Genomic DNA, 17,098 nt, shown 5'->3' on the forward strand with positions numbered 1-17,098 from the left:
CGTCGGTGTTGCCGTCGGCGTCGCGGTTGCCCCCGGCATCCAGGCGGGCCGAATCCTCGTCGGCGTGACGGCGGCCATCGTCGCACTTGCTCGTCTCGGGAACAGGCGTTCGCGAGATTCACCGAGGGGTCGGGAGGAATCGCTGCTTGTCGATAACATCGCTAGATGTCGATCAATCGAGTGCAGGGTGCTTCTGCCGCCGTGTCCCTCTTCCACTCCTTAGCCGACCCCAAGCGACTTCAGATCGTGCGGCGACTCCAGCACGGTGAGGCTCGGGTCAGCGATCTGGTGGTGGAGCTGGGCGTGGCGCAGTCGACAGCTTCTGAGCACATGAGCTGCCTGCGCGAGTGCGGCCTGGTCGTGGGGCGCGCGGAGGGACGGCAGGTGTTCTACTCCCTGGCCCGTCCAGAGCTGATCGATCTTCTCGAGTCCGCCGAGGCGCTGCTGGAGGCAACGGGATTCCAGGTCGATTTGTGCGGCACGTTCGGGTCGGAGGCTCGCAGCGCGCGTGACGCTGGCACAGCGTCGGATGCCGGTCCGGGCGCGGAGGTGGCGAAGTGATCGGCACGACCGTCGCCGCGATCGGCTTGTTCGCTGCGACGAACATCGACGACATCGTGGTGCTGACGGTGCTCTTCCTCGCGTCCACCCGTGGCTCACTGCGCGGATGGAAGGTCGTGGTGGGGCAGTACCTCGGTTTCGCGACTCTCGTCGCGATCAGCGTCGTGGCCGCCGCCGGCCTGACGATCATCCCGGACGAGTGGGTGGGGCTTCTGGGCCTGATCCCGTTGGCGATCGGTCTGTACGGGCTCATCCGCGCCCTGCGCAGCAGGGGCGATGATGACGACGACGATGACGAGAGTTCGATCAGCGCGGTCGGTCTGCTGGGCGTCGCGGGGATCACGATCGCGAACGGCGCGGACAACATCTCCCTCTACACGCCCGTGTTCCGCACCAGCCCGATCGCGGACACAGTGGTCACGATCATCGTGTTCTTCCTCCTCGTCGCGGTGTGGTGCCTAGTCGCCCGCGTCGTCGGTACGAACAAGACAGTGACCGAGCTGCTGGAGAGGGTCGAGCACTGGCTCGTGCCCGCCGTGTTCATCGGTCTTGGTCTGTTCATCCTGATCGAGTCCGGTGTTGTACCCCGACTCCTCCAGCTGTTTTGATGCCCGCCACACGCAGGCCCGTCCTCCGGGTGGCCTTGGTGGCTGCGCTGATCGCAGCCGCGTTCGCTCTTGATCAGCTCACGAAGAGCTGGGCACTGACGCAGCTGGATGACGGGCGCACGATCGAGCTCGCGCTCGGGGCGCGGTTCGAGTTGATCTTCAACCCCGGCGTCGCCTTCGGGATGGGCTCAGAGCTGGGACCTTCCCTGGCGATCGGACTGATCGTGGTTCTCACGACCCTCACGGTGTGGGTGTTCGTGCGGGCCGTCCGCTGCGCTCCGCTGGGCGGTACGGCCCTTCTCGCTCTCGCCGCCGGCGGCGGCATGGGCAACATCTGGGACCGCACCAGCCGCGCCTCGGACACGCCGCTGAGCGGGGAGGTCGTGGACTTCATCGCGGTCGACTGGTTCGCGATCTTCAACGTCGCCGACATCTTCACCACCTGCGGTATCGCCGGCTGGGCACTCATACAGGTCTTCGGTAGATCGGACACTCCCCTACTTCCGAGCCGCGAGACGTGATCGGTTGCAGCCCCCGGCACTTCGATCCCGCCGAATCCGAAGGCCACCGTTGTCTCTGCGACTTCCGACCCGATCGCGTGGCTCGCCGTCGCGATTCTTCTGATGAGGGCCACGAGGACCGGGGGGGGGGCAGCGAGCTCGCCGATGAGGACAATCCAGACGTGTAGAGCGTGCGCCGATAGGTGAGCCGTCGCCACTCAACCGCCGACGCGCCTCACCCTCAGGCGGAGCGTTCTCGAGCTCGAGGGGCACGGCGGGAGGATGATCGGGGAATGATGATCGAGGTTCTCCACATCGACGACTGCCCCAATTGGAAGGACGTCGGCCCTCGCCTGGACGAGGCGCTGGCGGCCACAGGACACTCCGACGTCCCTGTCACCTATCGACTCCTGGCGACACCGGAAGACGCAGCCGGCGTTGCTTTCGCGGGTTCCCCGACGATCACCCTGGACGGGGAAGACCTGTTTCCGTCAGGCGGCCGGACCACGGACCTCGCCTGTCGGATCTACTTCACCTCGAATGGACTGGCGGGCCTTCCCACGACTGAGCAGCTCGTGGAAGCGATCACTTCTCGTGAACCCTGATTCCTCCGTCATCTGCTCCTGCTGCGGACGACCCCGTGGTCGGCGGCAGGTTCACGCGCTCAACGGCGGCGCCGCGTACGTGTGCCGGCGATGCGGGCTCTGGATAGCACTGCGTCCAGGCAGCGACATCCCGCGCACCCCTTCGCGGTCCCAACGCTGACGCGCCGGTCCTCGGGCTGCTCGAAGCCGATCCGGATCTAGCCGCGAGAACGGACATGGCCTCAGCTTCGGAGACGGAGATGACGAAAGCGGGTCCCGTCTCCTTTTCGCCTGGGCGACGTTCTCAGAGGCGTGAGCGATCGGCGCCGCCAACCGACTCGATACGCTCGGCGAATGATCGACGCCCGCCCTCGTCCCACGCGTCGCCGATGGCCGGTCGTGGTCGCCGTAGTCGCTGCGGCACTCCTGTACGCGACTGTCGTGCTGACGTACGCAGGCGGCATTCGGGAGTCGAGCGATGGCTGCGAGACGGTCATCGCGGGCGATGACCCCGTCACCGTGAAGTTGCAGCCGGCGGCAGTGAACGCGGCCCGCCAGAGGCTCGAGTTCCAGATGACCCTGGTGCCTTCCGAGAACCTGACCTCCTCCGACGGCTACACGGCCACCGAGACGATCAGCCTGGTGACCTTCCCGGTCGACGGATCGAGCGTCCTGACGTTCCCGGCGGGCGAGGTGCTCGAGAGCTCGACGCAATCGGACTACGCCGAGGGAATCGTCGAGGAATGGCCCTTCGACAGCTACCGTGCCGACCTCACGACCTTCGCCTTCACCGGCGAGGACGACCATCAGGATGGCCACGAGCACACCGCTCTCCCCACCCGAGTCTGCCTCGACGATGCCGTGCCGGGATGGCAGCTGCACACCGTGACGATCGAGCACCCCGCGAACACCGTGCCCACGGCTGACGGCCTTCGACCACTGCCCTCCGTGGAGATCACCGCGACCCGCTCGGCGAGCACGGTCGCGTTCGGGATCGTGCTGCTCGGGTTGATGGCTGCCACCCCGGTGCTGGTCCTGTTCGTCGCCATCAGCGCCTACACCGGCAGGCGAAAGGTGGAAGCCACCCTCACGAGCTGGATCGGTGCGATGCTCTTCGCCGTCATCCCGCTACGAAACTTCCTCCCCGGCGCGCCGCCAGTCGGATCCTGGATCGACTACCTCGTCGTCCTGTGGGTGATCGCGGGGCTCGTCACCGGACTCGCGATCTACATCCTCGCGTGGAATCGCTGGGGGCACAGGGCCACCTCAGGGAAGTCGAGTGTCTCCGGATCCGACGGTCCCTGAGGCGCGGTATGGGTGTGCTGCGCTGCCAGTCCCCTCACGTTGTAGCGCCCGTCGCTGTTGCCTTAACCGGCCCCGCAACCGAGGTCCGCCTGCATGACGAGCCGGTCCTGGTGTCTCTCTACGAGCTTCCTGACAGGCCAATCTCGGGCTTCGCGCACCCGCAGATTCTCGTCGTGACTGGTGAAACGGACGATTCATCCCAGGCAAATTAGTCAGCGATGACTGTATTGTCCTCGCATGATGATCGCCGCTTCGCGTCTCGACGGCGTAGGCGCCGGGCTCGACCTGATCGCGTGGGCCGCGCTCAGCGGTGGGGTGGTGGTGTGAACCGCCGATCGGATCGCAACTCGCGGACAAGATCCACCGTTCTATCGACTCTGCTCTGGCTCGCGATGATCGCGGCCGCGTCCGGTGCTGGTCGACTGCTGGATGGGTGGGGCTGGCTGGTGCAGCTCGCTTTCGCGGTCGGCGTCACCCTCGCGGTCCCGGCCGGGGCTCGAGCGCTCCGGGCGCATCCGGTGCTTCCGCCGATCTTGGCGAGCGTGACTGCCGTCGCCGTCATCACCGCGATGTTCGTCCCTGCTCGCGCCCTGCTCTTTCTCGTCCCTACGGCCGGCGCGGTGCAAGATGCGCAGCTGCTTGCTGAGGCAGGTTTCGCCTCGATTGCTCAGCAGGGCCTGCCGGCCGTTGCTGACACCGGCATCGTCTTCCTTCTCGTCGGTGGGGTCGTGGTGCTCGCCTGGGCGAGCGACCTCTTTGCATTCTCGGTGCGCCTGCCCGCGTTGGCGGGCGTTTGTCCGGCTGTGCTGCTCGCGGTTCCAGCGGTGATTGATCCTGCGGAGGTGTCCTGGTCGAGCCTGGTCGTCACGGGTCTCCTCTATGCGGCGATCCTCGCTGTCAGCGCCCGCCCCGAGCGCAGGTATCGGCCCACGCTCGCCTCAGCCGCGCCCTCCGTGGCCGTCGCCGGCGTGGTGGTACTCGCGGCAGCGGCCCTCTCGGGCTCGGCCACCGGATACATGCGCACGTCAGCATCCTCGGACATCTCGGGAACGCTGTTCAACGGATCGATCAACCCGGTTGTCGCACTTGGCGCTGATCTCCGTCAACCGAATCCCGTGACCGTCCTCCGCTACGCAACCGACTCCGATCTGCCGGTCTATCTGCGGGTGCTCACCGTCTCTGACTTCGAGGGGGAGAATTGGGCGCCGAGCGACACGGAGGAGACCTCGCCGATCGACGCGCCGATCACTCCGGAGGGTCTGACGGAGAGCGTCCCGCGCACGACGGAGCAGGTCGAAGTGTCCATCGAGACTCTGCGGAGCCAGTGGCTTCCCGTTCCGTACCCGGTCGCCTCACTCGAGGGCGTCGGTGATGGCTGGCTGCAGGACGTGCAGGACGGATCCATCCGCGGCGACACGACTACTCGTGCAGGCGACGAGTACCAAATCCAGGCCCTGCGCCTTGATCCGGATCCGCAACAACTCCTCAACGCCCCGGCTCCGTCCGGACTCGATCGATACCTCTCCCTCCCGGACGACGTGCCCGAGATCGTGGGCACCACGGCCGTGGAGGTGACGGCCGATGACACGAACGCCTACGACCAGGCGCGGTCGCTGCAGTCCTTCTTCCGCTCATCGGAGTTCACTTACTCGGAGGACACTCCGGCCGAGGAAGGCTACGACGGCGATGGAGTCGGTGTGCTGGAAGATTTCCTGAGGGTTCGTCAGGGCTATTGCGTGCATTTCGCGTCGGCGATGGCCGTGATGGCGCGCGAGCTCGGCATCCCCTCGCGGCTCGCGATCGGTTATCAGCCGGGCGCTGTCGTTCCGTCGCAAGATACTGACTTGACCACCTACCGTGTGATGTCCTCCGATCTGCATTCCTGGCCGGAGCTCTACTTCGAAGGCGTCGGCTGGCTGCCCTTCGAGCCGACCCCCAGCCGTGGTGCGCCCGCGTCCTACACCCTCCCGAGCGCGACATCAGCGACCAGCTCGAGCACGCCGGGCGCTGCCGCCGCGCCCGCGCCGAGCGCTACTCCGCAAGCCAGCGCCGCGCCCACCGCGACGGCACCGGCCTCCTCCGTGGCAGGAGAAGCCGGCGGAACGGCAGGGACACCCTCAACGCCGGCGGTTGCCGCCTGGATCTTGCTCGCACTGCTCTTGCTTGCGCCGTGGCTGCTGCGGATCGGCCAACGCGCCGCCAGGCGGCGGGCGGCGGCGGCAGGGTCAACGGAGGCTGCGTGGTCGGAGGTCCTCGCGAGCGCGCGGGACCTGGACGTCCCGGTCAAGGAACACAGCACCCTTCGCGTCCAGGAGGGCTTCGTCGCGGACGCGATCAAGGGGGATGAGCAGGCTCGCGACGAACTCCGCAGGCTCCGCCGGGCGCTCGAACGTGTGCGCTACGCGCCGGAGGCGGACGATGGCGGCACCACATGGGAGGCCGCCTCACGCGTCGTCGCCGCGCTGCGCGCGGACGCAGGTGTGCGACACCGGCTCTTCGCCGCGTTCGTCCCGAGATCGACTCTCGGAATGCTCACCCGGATCCGGCGCCCCAGAACCGACCTGTGATCACGAGTGACGGTGGAGTCTCCTTCTCTTGACGTTCACGCGCAACGGCTGGGGAGAACCCAGCGCGTTGAGTCGCGTTCACCCGGCAGGCGTCTGCTGTCCACTCGTGCGACTCCGTGGCGGAGTGACCTGGAGCTGGTCTGTTTGGGCCAAGAATCTTCAGGGAGTTCACGACGTGACACGACTCTTCCGCTCCGCGAACCGCGGGCGCTCCGCGGTGGCCCTCACGGCCGCCGCTCTGATCTGCGGAGCGGCCCTCGCCGCTCCCAGCATCGCCACCGCTGCCGGCTCCGCTGACCTCTCAGCCACCGGTGGCGCCGCACGCATCTCCCCGGTCGACGCCGACCTCTCCGATTCGCTTCGCGCCGAGATCAAGGAGCAGGACGCGAAGAACGTCATCCTCCTGATCGGTGACGGCATGGGCGACTCCGAGATCACCGTGGCCCGCAACTACCAGTACGGCGCGGCCGGCCGCTTCCCGGGCATCGACGCCCTCCCGATCACCGGCCAGTACACGACCTACTCGCTCTACCGCGCCGACGACCCCGCCACCGGTGCGGTCAAGGGCGCTCCGGATTACGTGCCCGACTCCGCCGCCACCGGCAGCGCCTGGGCGACCGGCACCAAGACCTACGACAACGCGGTCTCGGTCGATATCGACCAGAACCGGAAGGACACCCTGCTGGAGATCGCGAAGGCGAACGGACTGAAGACCGGCAACGTCACCACCTCCGAGATCCAGGACGCGACGCCCGCCGTGCAGGCCGCGCACGTGGACGCGCGCAGCTGCTACGGACCCGACAGCGCAAGCTGCGGGAACGACGCGCTCGAGAACGGTGGACTCGGCTCGATCAGTGAGCAGATCCTCGGCACCCGCGCCGACCTGACCCTTGGTGGTGGCTCGGCAAGCTTCGGTCAGACCGCGAAGGCCGGCGACTGGGCCGGTCAGACCTTGTTCCAGCAGGCGGATGAGCGCGGCTATCAGGTGCTCGGCGATGCGACCACCGCCGGCACGGCCGCCCAGCTCGAAGCCCTCACCGTCGCCGACCAGGACGCTCCCGTCCTCGGCCTCTTCGGCTCGGGCAACCTGCCCGTCCGCTACGCGCCGACCCCAGCCACGGTCGGAGGCGGCGACGCCGCTCCGCAGACCTGCGTCGCCAACCCGACGCGCCCCGCTGACCAGCCCACGCTTCGCTCGATGACCGAGAAGGCGATCGACCTACTCGACACCGGCGACAAGGGCTTCTTCCTCCAGGTCGAGGGCGCCAGCATCGACAAGCAGGACCACGCCGCCAACGCCTGCGGCCAGATCGGTGAGACCGTCGACCTCGACGAGGCCGTCCAGGCCGCCCTCGCCTTCGCGAAGGCCGACGGCAACACGCTCGTCCTCGTCACCGCCGACCACGCCCACACCAGCCAGATCGTGGACAGCACGCCCCCCACGTCGCTCAGCACCGCGCTGAAGACCGCTGACGGCAGCACGATGAAGGTCTCGTACGGCACGGGCGCCGAGGGCAGCTCGCAGCAGCACACCGGCTCGCAGCTGCGCATCGCCGGCTACGGACCCGGCGCGGCCAACGTCGCCGGACTCACCGACCAGACCGACACGTTCTTCACCATCTCGAACGCGCTCGGCCTCGACCGCGACGTCGACTCGCTGAGCTTCAACGCGACCGCCGAGCTCTCGAACACGACGTTCAAGCCCGGAGAGAAGATCACGCTGACCGCTGAGAACTTCAACGGCGACACCCAGCTGGTCGGCTCCGCTCCGATGTTCACGGAGCGCACCGCGACGCAGGATCTCGTTGACGGAGGCCTCACCGTCTCCGCCAAGGCGCCCACCACCCCCGGCGACTACACCGTCACCGTGACCGGCGCCCAGACCGGCAAGGCCATCTCACTGCCGTTCACGGTCACCAAGTAGATCCGCGCGCGCCGCTTCTTCACTACTGAAGAGCGATGACGCGGGAAGGGCCGCCCCTCGGGGCGGCCCTTTCTCGTATGCGTGAACAGCAGATGGGAGAAGGTGTTCGGGTCGGCTGTCACCGCGTGTTGCGATCCGGTGCTGCAGGTGTGGCTCGGATACCACTCATCGGTGAAGAGGTCATCGCCCAGGCGATGAAGCCGCAGGTGGTGAAGATGTCCGCGACGTTGAAGATGGAGAACCACTCGACGGCGAGAAAGTCGATGACTTCGCCGGTCAGCGGACCGTTCTGCGCGCGGGAGATGCGATCCCACAGATTTCCTAGCGCGCCGCCGGCCACGACCGCCAGAAAGACGGTGCCCGGCAGCGAGGAGCGTCGGATCAGCCTGAGCGCGATCCACACGCACAGCGCGCTGATGATCAGCATGAGGCCGACGACGAGCGGCGCTCCGACGTCGGCGCCGATTCCGAAGGCCACTCCGGGGTTGAAGTGCAGCTCGAGACTGAAGCCGGGGGCGAAGGGGATCTCGCTGCCATCGGAGAGCGAGTCGAGCGCCCAGGTCTTTGTGGCCCGGTCGATGGCGAAGGCCCCGACGAGAACTGCGGCGACGAGGACGATCCGCCCGACGCCAGGCGCGGCAGTAGTGGTGGGTGTCTGCATGTCAGGCGCATCCTGTGCTGTTCGAGGACCGGCGGGTCATGGGTCGGAGCGTGATCGGTTCGGGGGTCATGGTTCTCGATTCGGTCCGGTGAGGTGCGTGCGTGCGAGCTCGGCGACTGCATGCGCCAGATGAGGGTCTTCTCCGCGGGCGAGTCCTGCGTACTCCACAAGGACGGTGCCGTCGTCCTGCGCTGTCGCTTTCACCCATACGCGGCGGCGAGCGACGAAGAGCGAGGTGAGAAGACCGGCGACGATGAGGATGGAGAAGACGAGGACCCAGGATTCCGTCGGGTCCGCGTTGATGTCGAACGACGCGAAACGCAGGACGCTCTCACCGCCAGTGGCCGCGGAATCGGCGGCGTCGAACGAGATACTGCCCAGGCCCCCGGGAAGCTCGGCTGTCTCTCCGGGTTGCAGGCGGAGGGAGTCCGTGCCGGTGGATCCGCCGGTGACCCGGGTCAGGTCATCCGTGTTCAGCGTGTAGACGGACGCGGGGGTCCCGCCGTCGAGGCCAAGGTCACCGGTGAAGACGTCGAGGGAGAGCACGGGCAGGACGAGGTCGGGATAGTTGGAGGTGGAAGCGCCGGACGGCAGCTCCGCTTCGCTGGGGTAGAAGAACCCGGTCATGCCGACCTGGGTCGCGAGCCCGTCGGGGACTTTGACGACACCGATGGAGGTCATGTTCGAGTCCTGCGGCAGGAACGGGACGGGCTCCGAGAAAACGATCCGTCCGCTGGGATCTCGCATCGTGATGGTCGGGGCGTACCCGTTGCCGAGAAGGTAGATGTTGCTGCGTCCGACCGAGATCGGTTCGTTGACCTTGATCCTCGACGACTCTGCATCGGAGGGACCCAGTCGCGTGCTCACGGAGGCGGTGAAATCGATCGGCTGCCCCAGGGCGCTGCGATTCTCTTCCTCGTAGGTGACGGACAGATCCTCCAGCTTGAGAGTGAAGGGGTCCAGTTGCTCGGGAACGAAGAACCGGCCCGGGTTGAAGGAGTCGTACGAGGCGAGGGTGTTCGAGAGGGACTGGCCTTCCACGATCACCCGCTGGCCGGCGTACCCGAAGCCGCCGCCGAAGCCCACGCACACGAGAAGACCGACCAAGGAGAGGTGGAAGACAAGGTTTCCCGTCTCGCGCAGGTAGCCGCGCTCCGCCGCGACGCTCGCGACCACGCGACCGTGTCGCTCCGCGTCGTAGCGGGCGGTGCGGTATCCCGCCTTCCTCAGCCTCACCTGCGCTGCGGTGATGGACTCACCGGCCGTCGGCTCCTCCACGACAGCAGTGCGGTAACCCACGAGGCGTTCAAGTCGCACGGGAGTCTTGGGTGGGAGCGCGCGCAGAGCAGCCACGTGGTGCTTCGTCCGAGGGATGACGCAGCCGATGAGAGAGACGAAGAGAAGAAGGTAGATGCTGGAGAACCAGATCGACGTGTAGGTGTCGAACGCCTGCACCTTCTCCAGCAGCGGTGCGATGTCGGGGTTGTTGATGAAGTACTGCGCAACACCGTTCGGGTCCGATGAACGCTGCGGCACCAACGACCCCGGGATCGAGGCGATCGCGAGCAGCAGGAGCAGGAACAGCGCGGTCCGCATGCTGGTCAGTTGCCGCCAGACCCAGCGGATCCACCCCACCGGACCGAGCCTGGGCTCGCGTATCTCGCCGCGGTCCTCAGCGACCGCGTCGATGTGATCCGCAGGCCGGCTCGGGCCCACAGCCAAGCCCGCCTCAGCATCAGAACGGCTGCGGGACGATGCGCTGTCGGTCATTTGACCGGCTCCTCAAGTGGATCGGGGGTTGGTCAGTCGACGGGGTTGCTCAGCGCAGTTCAGTCGTTGACCGGCACGCGGATGATGAGCCCAGCGGCACCAGCGATGCCGATACCGACCAGGTGCAGTGACGACCAGATGACGTCGAGGAAGGTGAAGGGGAGGATGGGGTTCCACAGCACGACCATCGGTGCGAGCCCGATCAGCCACCACCAGGCGCGGGCTTGGATCGCGAACCACGACATCACCGCTGCGAGGATCGCGACGGTGTAGAGCACGAAGATGTACTCCTCGGTGCCCACGAGTGCCAGCCCGGCGAGCAGCACGATCGCGAGGATGATTCCCGGCGCCAGAGCCATCTTCGCCCTGCTGCGATCCGGGTATCGAGAGGCCGCAGCTCGAGAAGGCGTTCGCCCCTGGTGGGAGCGGGGAGCGGGCCCTCGTCCGGTGCGGCGCCGGCTCTTCGATGGTCGGCTCATCTGCCGATCATACGATCATTCGACACTGACCGCTGTAAGGTCAGTGCATGCTGACTATTGCTTCGCGTCTCGACGTCATGAATCGGTTGGGCCGAGCGATGGCGGATCCCACTCGTTCCCGGATCCTGCTGTCGCTCATCGAGCAGCCGGGTCATCCGGGAGAGCTGGCGGAGGCTCTGGGGTTGACCCGTTCTAACGTGTCAAACCATCTGACGTGTCTGCGTGGGTGCGGAATTGTCGCAGCGATCCCGGAGGGTCGCAGCACGAGATACGAGATCGCGGATCCTCACCTCTCGAAGGCACTGATGGTGATGCTCGACGTCGTACTCGCTGTGGAGGACGGTGCAGGGTGCACGGACGAGAACTGCGACGTCCCGATGTGCTGCGAGGTGAACGCGTGAGCGCTGAGTGCTGCGGCGACGGTGACGAGTCTGCGGTCTCTCGACGGATCGTCAGGGCGCGGCCGCGACCGACCGGGGATGCGTGCTGCGCCGTGGAGGAGACTCCGGCCGTGGTGACCCTCGGTAAAGGTCCGGTACCCGCTGACTCCCACATGCACGATGAGGGCGGTGAGGATGATGGGCACTCCGACGGGGATGAGCTCGCGCCGTGGTGGCGCGATCGAGGTGTCCTGATCCCGGTCGCGGCCGGAGTTCTGCTCGCGGTCGGCTACCTCCTCGAGTGGACCGGGTTCCCGGTCGCGGGAACGATCGTGCTGGCGGCGAGCCTGCTGGCTGGAGCGTCGACGTTCGTTCCGAGCGCGGTGCGGCGCCTGCTGCGCGGGAAGCTCGGTGTGAGCCTGCTGATGACGATCGCGGCCGTCGGCGCGGTCCTCCTCGGCCACGTCGGAGAGGCCGCCGCCCTGGCCTTCCTGTTCTCCATCGCGGAAGCCCTTGAAGACCGGGCGATGGACAAGGCGCGCGACGGGTTGCGGGCGCTGCTCGATCTGATCCCGCAGACGGCAACCGTCTCCCGTCTGCACGGCGACGTGACTATTCCGGCGCGGGAGCTGCGCGAGCTCGACATCCTCGTCGTCCGTCCGGGTGAGCGGGTGGCAACCGATGGTGTCGTGGTGTCGGGGCGCAGCAGCCTGGACACGTCTGCGATCACCGGCGAGTCGATACCGGTCGAAGTGGGTCCAGGCGACGCCGTTACCGCCGGCTCCATCAACGGGGGCGGTGCTTTGCAGATCGAGGCGACCGCCGCTGGAACCGACAACTCGTTGACGACGATCGTGAAGCTCGTCGAGCAGGCCCACGCACGAAAGGGTGACCGCGCCCGTCTGGCTGATCGCATCGCGAAGCCTCTCGTGCCCGCCGTGTTGATCCTCTCCGCAGGCATCGCCCTGTTCGGTGTCCTGATCGGGGACCCGGGGACGTGGACGGAGCGCGCTCTCGTGGTCCTCGTCGCCGCCTCGCCGTGCGCTCTGGCGATCGCCGTTCCGGTGACCGTCATCTCCGCGATCGGCTCGGCGAGCCGGTTCGGTCTGATCATCAAGTCCGGTGAAGCCTTCGAACGACTGGGCACGGTGCAACTCGTTGCGTTCGACAAGACGGGCACTCTCACCCGCAACAGCCCCATCGTCACTCATGTCGCCACCGCGGACGGCGTCACCCGCGACGAGGTCCTCGCCCTCGCGGCAGCACTGGAGAAGCGCAGCACCCATCCCCTCGCTGCGGCGATCGTCGCGGCGGCACCCCTCCACCCTCAGGCAGATGATGTCGTCGAGCATCCTGGAGACGGCCTCACGGGCACTGTCGACGGCACCCCGATCCGGGTGGGAAGCCCGCGCTGGGTGCCCGCCGACACTCTCACCGCGCAGCTCGAATCGATGGAATCCGAAGGGATGACAGCGGTCGTCGTCGAACATGCCGATTCGGTTCTGGGCATCATCGGCATCCGAGACGAACTGAAGCCGGAAGCGGCCGCTACCATCGCGGAACTCAAACGTCATCACATCGGCGCCCTGATGCTCACCGGCGACAACACCCGCACCGCGCACGCCCTCGCGCAGCAGGCCGGGATCTCCGAGGTGCGTGCGGAGCAGAAGCCTGACCAGAAGGCCGCGGCGATCGAGGAGTTCCGTCGGCATCGACGAGTCGCGATGATCGGTGACGGGATCAACGACGCGCCCGCGCTGGCGACCGCGGATGTAGGAATCGCGATGGGCGCCACCGGGTCCGCGGCCGCCATCGAATCCGCAGATGTCGCCTTCACCGGCACGGACCTGCGCCTGATACCTGCCGCGCTGCTCCACGCCAGACGCGGTCGACGCATCATGACCGCGAACCTGATCCTCGCTCTCGGCGTGATCATCGTCCTCTTCCCCCTCGCTCTCACCGGAGTGCTGGGGCTGGCCGGAGTGGTCCTCGTGCACGAGCTGGCGGAGGTCGTCATCATCGCCAACGGAGTGCGCGCGGCCCGCCGCCACACCCCGCTCACTCCACAGCCCGCGCTACAAGAGAGCAGCCGGTGACATCACTGACCGAGCTCACGGGAGTCTGCGCGGCCGCCCGGACACGGCGCCGTCCGACGCGTCCTCGGAAAGGACTGCTACTGTCCCCCCTCGAGCGCCGCGGCATCCCGCCCAAGGTGTTCACGGCACAGCGTGGCGCGCCGGTCTCGAGGCGTGTCGCCTCCCGCACCGCCCCCTGACGGTTTGGATACCACCTTGGCCGACCCCGCCACTACCTCCTCCAACTCTGCGAACCCTCCCGAGACATCACCTCGTCGGCCGAGTCGGCGGACCGTGATCCTGGGAGCCGTGAGCGCGGGCGTCGGCGTCGCCGTGCTCGGTGCCGGCGGCTACACCGCGTACCAGGCTCTTGCACCCCGCGACTCCGACGTCGCCGGCGTCGCTGGCGACCCGGAGGCGATGCCTGCGGAGCGTGAACTGCTGGCGGGCGTCCCTGCGCCTGTCCCCTCGTTCGGGCCCAACGGCACCCACTGGCCCTCCCGGACGCCGTGGATCACCGGCGATGTCGACCTTGAGGTGGAGGTCGAGTGCTCGTGGTCCGCGATCAGCGACGCGATCACCGCCGCAGTGGAGGGGACGGGTCCGTCCGAGACGGTGCGGATCCTCGTCGCTCCCGGCGAGCTCGCCGGCGACGGCGCAGGGTCGAGTTCGTCACCGATGATGCAGGACGTCGGATCCCTCGACCGTGAGAACCGCATTCTCGTCTACCCCCGCGACGGTTGGGGCACGGTCACCACCAGTGACGCCTGGCGTCTTCTGCGCGTGCACGGCGTCGCCGTGGGCGGCATCGTCACCACCGGGGGGTTCCTCGCCTCCGGCTGCACCGGTTCTGCGTTCACCCGCATCACGACCACCGCGTACAACGTCTACGGCATCGACGACGTCGAGTTCACTGAGAACATCGAGCTCGTCGAGATCGTCGTCCCGGACGCGCAGCTGCGAGACGAAGACGTGTCCAGCATGCGCACCCCCACGGATGGCGCCGGCGGTCTGCGTTTCATCTACCGCATCGGCTGCCACACCGCTCCTGCCTACAAAGCGGACGGATCCGACGCCCACACCGACACGGTCCAGCTCTCTGGGCAGGGAGGCAACTACTACGGCGACATCACGAGCATCGACTGCATCGACTTCGCCTCCTCGAATACGGCGTTCCAGATCGGCTCGGCCGCGGGAGTGCGCTTCGAGCACTGCCTCGTCGTGGGCGCAGAGACGGTCCAGCGGGTCTTCCCGCTGCTGGAGGGCGCCGACACCGGTGGGAACTTCGGCGCGGTGAATGGCCCCGGAACCGACTTCGGCTGCACCGCCGTGGACAGCATCTTTATCGGACCGGTGGGAGCGGCGACCTGGGCGTCCGTGTCGAACTCCACCGTCGGCTACGAGAGCACCGGCGACGCCCCCCAGGACGGCGAATGGATCATCGACCCGTCGATCCTCGGCTGGAGCGCGGATGATGTCCGCGAGCGCAGCCCCGCGATCACGGGCGACTACCTCACCTCCATCTGGACCTAACTCGGTGACAGGACGGATCGCGGTCGGCTGGACGGCCGGCAGGAGCTCGGGGGCGTCGGCCAGTAGCCTGTGCCGAGAGCGGCGCGACGCGATATCGCGATCCCGCTACTCGAGTGGACGGGTGATGTGATGACGACTCGCGGCGCGCGGACCGTGCGCGGCATCGTCGCTGCGCTCGTTGCGACACTGCTCGCGTTGGTGTCTCACTCGATCGCCGACGGATCAGCCCCCAGCCGGCTCGGCGTTCTCCTGGCACTCGCGTTCGCGGTCCCGGTGTGCATCGCTCTCGCCGGCCGACGGCTCTCGCGCGTGCGCCTGAGCGTGTCGGTGCTGATCAGCCAGTTCGCGTTCCACGCGGCGATGATGCTGGGCAATCCGGCGACCACACCCGCGTCGCCCGCCGCGCCGGAGCGCGCCGGGCACCACCAGAACGCGGGCGTTCCGGCTCTGGACCTGGCGAACTCTGTGACCCACGCGGACCACAACACCCTCATGTGGGGAGCGCACCTCCTTGCCGCGATTGCGACGATCTTCGCGCTGCGGATGGGCGAACGCGCGTTCTGGGGCATTCTCCGGCGTCAACGGTTTGAGACGGTTCAGGCGTTGTTCGCGTTCACGCTCGAACCGGTACCCACCGGCGAGAGAGCCCCGGCGACTGCTGCAGTGACGGTGCGCCCGCGGCTGGTGACGTTGTCGACGATGAGGCATCGAGGGCCGCCGGTCGCTGCTGCCTGAGCGCAGCCACCGCCCGCACTCTTCTCACCCTTCTCGGGCTGCTTTGTCGCGCCCGCCCCACGGAAAGATTTTCTTGTGTCCACACGATTCACTCTCACCGCGGTGACCGCGCTCAGCGCCGGCATCGCCCTTGCAGTAGCCGCCCCGCTCTCCGCGTCCGCGCACATCAGCATCACCCCGAACGCCACCGATCCCGGAGCCTCGGAGAACTTCACGTTCAAAGCCGTGAACGAGTCCGAGACCGCGATGACGACCGCGGTGACCGTGTCCCTCCCGACCGACACTCCGATCGTGTCGGTGCGCTACCTGCCGACCCCGGGGTGGAGTACGTCGGTCGTGGAGAGCACACTCCCGGAACCGGTGACGGTCGGCGGGAACGAGATCATCGAGGCGCCGACCAGCATCGTCTTCACCGCTGATGCGGGGAGCGAGATCCAGCCGGGTCAGTTCATGCAGTGGACCGTCTCGCTGGGCCCGATCCCGGAGACCGGGAGCCTGCTGCTCCCGGCCGTGCAGTCCTACAGCGACGGGATGAGCGTCGACTGGGTCTCGACCGCGGAGGAGGTCGAAGCCGACACTTCGTTGAAGTCCGCCCCTGTGCTCTACGTGCAGGACGAACCGGCTGAAGACGATCACGGCGGATCGAGCGCCACCGCCGATTCCACCGATAGCGTCGACGCCACGGCGTCTGCGTCCGGGATGGGTGCGGAGTCGGGCCTGGCCCTCGGGCTGAGCATCGCGGCCCTGCTGCTCGGGGTGGTGGGGGCTGCGTTCGGCGCCATCGCCCTGTTCGGTCGGAAGCGAGCGCGCGGATGACCGGTCGCCTCGCGGCGAGGGCCACGATCACCGCGGCCGCGACACTGCTGCTCGCTCTGGCCGTAGCACCCGCGGCTGCAGCCCACGACTCGGTACTCGGCAGCAGCCCCTCACCCGGCGCGCAGGTGACAGAGGTGACGGAGGTCTCGTTGTCCTTCAATGACACCCTGCTGGATCTGGGAGGCGCGAGCAACGCGTTCGCGATCCAGGTGCTCGGCCCGGACGGCCGCTACTACTCGGAGGGATGCGTCGCCTTGGACGGGTCCACCGTGTCGGTGCCGGCGGCGCTCGGGGCGCCGGGCGAGTACGAGGTGCGGTGGCAGGTGGTGTCCTCCGACGGTCACCCGACCTCCGACAGCTACACCTTCGACTACGCCCCTGACCCGGCCACGACCGCCGCCGAAGGCGCCGCAACAGCTGCCCGCTGCGGAACGGATGGGGAGAGCGAGAGCACCACGGATGCTTCAGCCGGCGCGTCCGATCCCGGGTTCGATGCGGCTCCGGTGATCGCGGGGCTGTCCATAGGAGTCGGTGTGATCGCGGTCGCGACCGCGATCACGGTCTTCGTGATCGGCCGGATGCGACGCCGCAGCTGACCCC

General features: G+C 67.6%; 16 protein-coding genes. 13 read left to right on the top strand and 3 right to left on the bottom strand.

The features are described 5' to 3' along the window. Nucleotides 1-165: 165 nt before the first annotated feature. From EDF35_RS19100 to phoA, 7 genes are all read left to right on the top strand, one after another. Nucleotides 166-561 (top strand): metalloregulator ArsR/SmtB family transcription factor, encoded by a 396-nt coding sequence (locus EDF35_RS19100; RefSeq protein ID WP_056045828.1) that lies wholly within the window; start codon nucleotides 166-168, stop codon nucleotides 559-561. Next, complete coding sequence (locus tag EDF35_RS19105; protein ID WP_133963476.1) at nucleotides 558-1,169, top strand: cadmium resistance transporter; 612 nt, start codon at nucleotides 558-560, stop codon at nucleotides 1,167-1,169. The genes EDF35_RS19100 and EDF35_RS19105 overlap by 4 nt, the downstream gene beginning before the upstream one ends. A gap of 38 nt (nucleotides 1,170-1,207) precedes the next feature. Continuing rightward, nucleotides 1,208-1,690, top strand: coding sequence for a signal peptidase II (locus EDF35_RS19110; RefSeq protein ID WP_162239042.1), 483 nt, complete (start codon nucleotides 1,208-1,210; stop codon nucleotides 1,688-1,690). Nucleotides 1,691-1,962: 272 nt separating this feature from the next. After that, a complete protein-coding gene (locus EDF35_RS19115) occupies nucleotides 1,963-2,274 on the top strand; it encodes a hypothetical protein (RefSeq protein ID WP_056045836.1) in 312 nt (103 codons plus the stop codon). 333 nt (nucleotides 2,275-2,607) lie between these two features. Further along, on the top strand, nucleotides 2,608-3,558 hold the full coding sequence (locus EDF35_RS19120) for a DUF4436 family protein (protein WP_056045839.1): 951 nt from the start codon (nucleotides 2,608-2,610) through the stop codon (nucleotides 3,556-3,558). 323 nt (nucleotides 3,559-3,881) lie between these two features. After that, nucleotides 3,882-6,125: a DUF3488 and transglutaminase-like domain-containing protein gene (locus EDF35_RS19125; RefSeq protein WP_166674174.1), complete on the top strand. Its 2,244-nt coding sequence runs from the start codon at nucleotides 3,882-3,884 to the stop codon at nucleotides 6,123-6,125. Between the two features lie 175 nt (nucleotides 6,126-6,300). Continuing rightward, entirely contained in the window at nucleotides 6,301-8,049 is a 1,749-nt protein-coding gene (phoA, locus tag EDF35_RS19130) for an alkaline phosphatase (RefSeq protein ID WP_133963478.1), read from the top strand. A 118-nt stretch (nucleotides 8,050-8,167) separates the two neighbouring features. On the opposite strand, the gene EDF35_RS19135 is transcribed toward phoA, so the two are convergent. The 3 genes from EDF35_RS19135 to EDF35_RS19145 all read right to left on the bottom strand — a co-directional run bounded on the left by EDF35_RS19135 (nucleotide 8,168) and on the right by EDF35_RS19145 (nucleotide 10,839). Then, nucleotides 8,168-8,710: a signal peptidase II gene (locus tag EDF35_RS19135; protein WP_133963479.1), complete on the bottom strand. Its 543-nt coding sequence runs from the start codon at nucleotides 8,708-8,710 to the stop codon at nucleotides 8,168-8,170. Nucleotides 8,711-8,776: 66 nt separating this feature from the next. After that, entirely contained in the window at nucleotides 8,777-10,480 is a 1,704-nt protein-coding gene (locus tag EDF35_RS19140; protein ID WP_133963480.1) for a cytochrome c biogenesis protein ResB, read from the bottom strand. A 59-nt stretch (nucleotides 10,481-10,539) separates the two neighbouring features. Further along, nucleotides 10,540-10,839, bottom strand: coding sequence for a DUF6804 family protein (locus EDF35_RS19145; RefSeq protein WP_133963481.1), 300 nt, complete (start codon nucleotides 10,837-10,839; stop codon nucleotides 10,540-10,542). A gap of 167 nt (nucleotides 10,840-11,006) precedes the next feature. Between EDF35_RS19145 and EDF35_RS19150 the strand changes: the two genes are divergently transcribed. The 6 genes from EDF35_RS19150 (at nucleotide 11,007) to EDF35_RS19175 (ending at nucleotide 17,094) form a co-directional block, all read left to right on the top strand. Then, nucleotides 11,007-11,360: a metalloregulator ArsR/SmtB family transcription factor gene (locus tag EDF35_RS19150; protein ID WP_056045852.1), complete on the top strand. Its 354-nt coding sequence runs from the start codon at nucleotides 11,007-11,009 to the stop codon at nucleotides 11,358-11,360. A 152-nt stretch (nucleotides 11,361-11,512) separates the two neighbouring features. Continuing rightward, entirely contained in the window at nucleotides 11,513-13,435 is a 1,923-nt protein-coding gene (locus tag EDF35_RS19155) for a cation-translocating P-type ATPase (protein ID WP_133963550.1), read from the top strand. 288 nt (nucleotides 13,436-13,723) lie between these two features. Further along, entirely contained in the window at nucleotides 13,724-14,947 is a 1,224-nt protein-coding gene (locus EDF35_RS19160) for a hypothetical protein (protein WP_133963482.1), read from the top strand. A 129-nt stretch (nucleotides 14,948-15,076) separates the two neighbouring features. Further along, complete coding sequence (locus EDF35_RS19165) at nucleotides 15,077-15,682, top strand: hypothetical protein (RefSeq protein ID WP_133963483.1); 606 nt, start codon at nucleotides 15,077-15,079, stop codon at nucleotides 15,680-15,682. 75 nt (nucleotides 15,683-15,757) lie between these two features. After that, entirely contained in the window at nucleotides 15,758-16,498 is a 741-nt protein-coding gene (locus tag EDF35_RS19170) for a YcnI family protein (protein ID WP_133963484.1), read from the top strand. Next, entirely contained in the window at nucleotides 16,495-17,094 is a 600-nt protein-coding gene (locus tag EDF35_RS19175) for a copper resistance CopC family protein (protein ID WP_133963485.1), read from the top strand. Before EDF35_RS19170 ends, EDF35_RS19175 begins: the two co-directional genes overlap by 4 nt. Nucleotides 17,095-17,098 lie beyond the last annotated feature (4 nt).

The sequence above is a fragment of the Rathayibacter sp. PhB151 genome, from assembly GCF_004366415.1.
Classification (GTDB): domain Bacteria; phylum Actinomycetota; class Actinomycetes; order Actinomycetales; family Microbacteriaceae; genus Rathayibacter; species Rathayibacter festucae.